Source organism: Cetobacterium sp. (genome assembly GCF_048470075.1).
GTDB lineage: Bacteria > Fusobacteriota > Fusobacteriia > Fusobacteriales > Fusobacteriaceae > Cetobacterium_A.
This window is the reverse complement of record NZ_DBGBQB010000308.1, coordinates 1-3,060: the sequence shown is the minus strand read 5'-3', so window position 1 is coordinate 3,060 and position 3,060 is coordinate 1. Positions and strand designations below refer to the sequence as shown.

Below are 3,060 nucleotides of genomic sequence, written 5' to 3'. Positions count from 1 at the left end.
GATATAAATGGGACAGTGGAAAGAATATATTTTAAAGAGGGGGACTTTGTAAAAAAAGGTGATCTACTTATTAAATTTAATTCAAAAGATATAGAGGCCACTGTGAAACAAAAAGAAGCTGAATTACTAAATGTTCAGGTTGAGTTAGAGAAACTTGAAACAGTACTATTAACAAATGCCAATCTTCTTTTCACCAACTCTGAAGTAGAATATAAAAATGCTTTAAATGAGTTTAATAAATACTCTAAACTCTATAATAGAGGATACGTAAATATTTTGGAACTAAATGAAAAAAGAAACACTTTAGCTGAAAAAGAGGTTAAAGTTAAAAATGCCTTAAATGATTTAAACTCTATAAAAAATGGACCTAATAGAAAATTGATTTTAGCAGATTTAAAAAGTAAAAATGAGGAGTTGGAGTTTGAGAGAGAGCAATTGAAAAAATACTCGATACTTGTACCCTATGATTCATATATTAGAGAAAAATATGTCGATTTAGGTGAAACGGTAGCTCCATATACCTCTCTGTTTTTAATCTCATCCATAGGGGATAAAATAGTTGAAATAGAACTGGATGAAAAATATTTTGAAAAAGTAAAAAAAGGGGATAAGATAAATATATACTCCTATGGAGATAGTGATATAAAGACATCTGGAGAGATATTTTTTATCAATAACAGTGTAAATGAAAAAAATGGTACAGTTAAAATAAAGGGAACTTTATTGGATAATTTAAAAAAATTTATATATGGTAGCACTGTTAATGTAGAAATCAATGGTCAAAATATAAAAAATGGAATCCATGTTCCTAAAGATTATTTAATAGTAAAAAATAATAGATACTACATTATGATAGATAGAGGTGGCAAGGCAACCATAGAGGAGGTTGAGGGGATAAAAGTCCTAGACGGATATGTAATAGTGAGTGAATTAGATAAAAATACAATTATTTTAAACCCTAAGAGTTTAAATGAGGGAGATAGGATTGTATATGAAATATGAGATAAAAATAGCATATAATTTTTTAGCCAAATCTAAAGGTCAGACCCTATTCCTTTTAACAGCCATAGCCACAGGAGTTGCCGTTCAAGTTTTTATTTCATCCTTGATTGTCTCTCTCCAAAACAACATAATAGATACAGTTCTAGGAAATATACCTCATATAGTAATTGAAGATGGTAATACTAGAGACTCTTTAATACGAAAAGATTCTGTATATAACTATGGAAATTTTATAAATGAAAGAGATAAAATATCCAACTATGAAAGTTTGATAACTCTACTAAAAACCAATAGAGAGATTAAAGATGTTGTTCCCACTTTAGAGGGAAATGCTCTATATGAAAGACAGGGAAAATCACTTGCTTTACAAATTAGAGGAGTTGATTTAGATTCTGGAGATTCAATGTTTAAGGTAAAAGAGAAGATATATTTGGGAGACAAAAATATCGACTCTGACAAAATACTTGTTGGGAAAAGAATAAGTGAAGATTTTAATCTCTCTCCTAGAGATATTATGAATATAACTCTTCCTGGTGGAGATAAAGAAAAATTTAGAATCAATGGTATTTTTGATTTAGAAAATCAGCAGTTTAATAATGGATTAGTATATATGGATATAGTGAGAGCTCAAAGAATATTCAATAAAAAGGGGTATGTAAATAAAATAAATATTCAATTAAAAAATATCTTTTTAGGAGAAAAGATAGCAGCGGATATAGAGAGTAATTTTCCAGATTTAAAAGCTACATCTTGGATGAAAGATGGAAAACAACTATTAAATGCTTTAAGGTCTCAAACAATCTCCACAACAGTTATACAGGGAGTTATTCTATTATCTACAACCTTGAGTATAGCTAGTGTTTTATATATAACGGTAGTTCAAAAAACAAAAGAGATAGGTATACTAAAAGCTATTGGTGCCAATGATTTTTCAATAGGATTTATATTTTTATTTCAAGGAGCAATAGTCGGATTTTTAGGAGCTCTTTTGGGGTGTGGAATAGGTGTGTTTTTAATAAAGTTATTTGAATGGGGAGCAAAACCAAATTTCCTTATTGAACTAAGAGGTATACTCATTCTAAGAGTTTTACTATTTTCTACAATATCAGGTGTAATCGCAGCATATATACCTGGAAAAAAATCCATGAAATTAGATCCAATAGAGGTGATAAAAGGTGAATGAAATTCCGATACTAGAGCTTAAAAATATATTCAAATCCTATAATGGTCAAGATTTAGCTTTAAAAAATATAAATTTAAAAGTAAAGAAAGGTGAAATTGTCGCTATAATAGGTCAAAGTGGAAGTGGTAAAAGTACACTTCTAAATATAATTGGAGCTTTAGATACACCTACAAAAGGTGATATATATTTTTCTGGTGAAACTATATCCCACTATTCATCAAAAGAGAGAGCAGTTTTTAGAAATAAAAATATAGGATTTATATTTCAATTTCATTTTTTACTATCTCAATTCAATGTTTTAGACAATATTCTCATACCGAATTGGATAGAGAGTGGTAGATACTCTTATGAAAAGAAAGATGAAGCTTTAAAGATATTAGAATATATGGATTTAAAAGAGATTGCTTATAGAAATTCGCAAAATATATCTGGAGGTCAACAACAGAGGGTTGCTATTGCTAGAGCTTTACTCAATAAACCTCAAATAGTTTTAGCAGATGAACCAACTGGAAATTTAGACTCTAAAACAAGTCAGCAAATATATAACCTATTGAGAGAGATCAATAAAAAATATAACACGACATTTTTAATTGTAACGCATAATCCTGATATAGCTTTAATGTGTGATCGCGTTATTGAAATTAGTGATGGGGAGATAAAAAAAGAGAACTAAAGTTCTCTTTTTTGTTTAATATAGTTTTAACTCCATAGCGACTTTTGCATCCTCTTCTCCAGCTAGAAAATACTCGTTACTCCGAAGAAGTCTCTTAATTTTCATTATTTGAAAAAGTTTAAAAAATCCACCAATTTCAAATTTAATTTTTTCCCCTTTTAAATTAATTAAGTTTACAGTTTTTTTCATTTTAATCACCACC

4 protein-coding genes are annotated in these 3,060 nt (G+C 28.8%); 3 read left to right on the top strand and 1 reads right to left on the bottom strand.

The window, feature by feature from the left end; translation table 11 throughout:
* The 3 genes from ACMOUI_RS10815 to ACMOUI_RS10805 all read left to right on the top strand — a co-directional run.
* Nucleotides 1-1,002 (top strand): efflux RND transporter periplasmic adaptor subunit (locus tag ACMOUI_RS10815; RefSeq protein ID WP_418965706.1); only part of this gene is annotated, 1,002 nt, incomplete at its 5' end.
* Nucleotides 992-2,185 carry an ABC transporter permease gene (locus ACMOUI_RS10810; protein WP_418965705.1) on the top strand — a complete coding sequence of 398 codons (1,194 nt, stop codon included), beginning with the start codon at nt 992-994 and terminating at the stop codon, nt 2,183-2,185. The genes ACMOUI_RS10815 and ACMOUI_RS10810, both read left to right, overlap by 11 nt.
* Nucleotides 2,178-2,858 (top strand): ABC transporter ATP-binding protein, encoded by a 681-nt coding sequence (locus ACMOUI_RS10805; protein ID WP_418965704.1) that lies wholly within the window; start codon nt 2,178-2,180, stop codon nt 2,856-2,858. Before ACMOUI_RS10810 ends, ACMOUI_RS10805 begins: the two co-directional genes overlap by 8 nt.
* Before the next feature lie 15 nt (nt 2,859-2,873).
* Here ACMOUI_RS10805 and ACMOUI_RS10800 read toward each other — a convergent pair.
* On the bottom strand, nt 2,874-3,060 hold a 187-nt coding region (locus tag ACMOUI_RS10800; RefSeq protein ID WP_418965703.1), incomplete at its 5' end, for a hypothetical protein.

What these genes read in the sequence shown, in the direction of transcription:
- ACMOUI_RS10810 (WP_418965705.1), top strand. Translation starts at nt 992, where the DNA reads ATGAAATATGAGATAAAAATAGCATATAATTTTTTAGCCAAATCTAAA.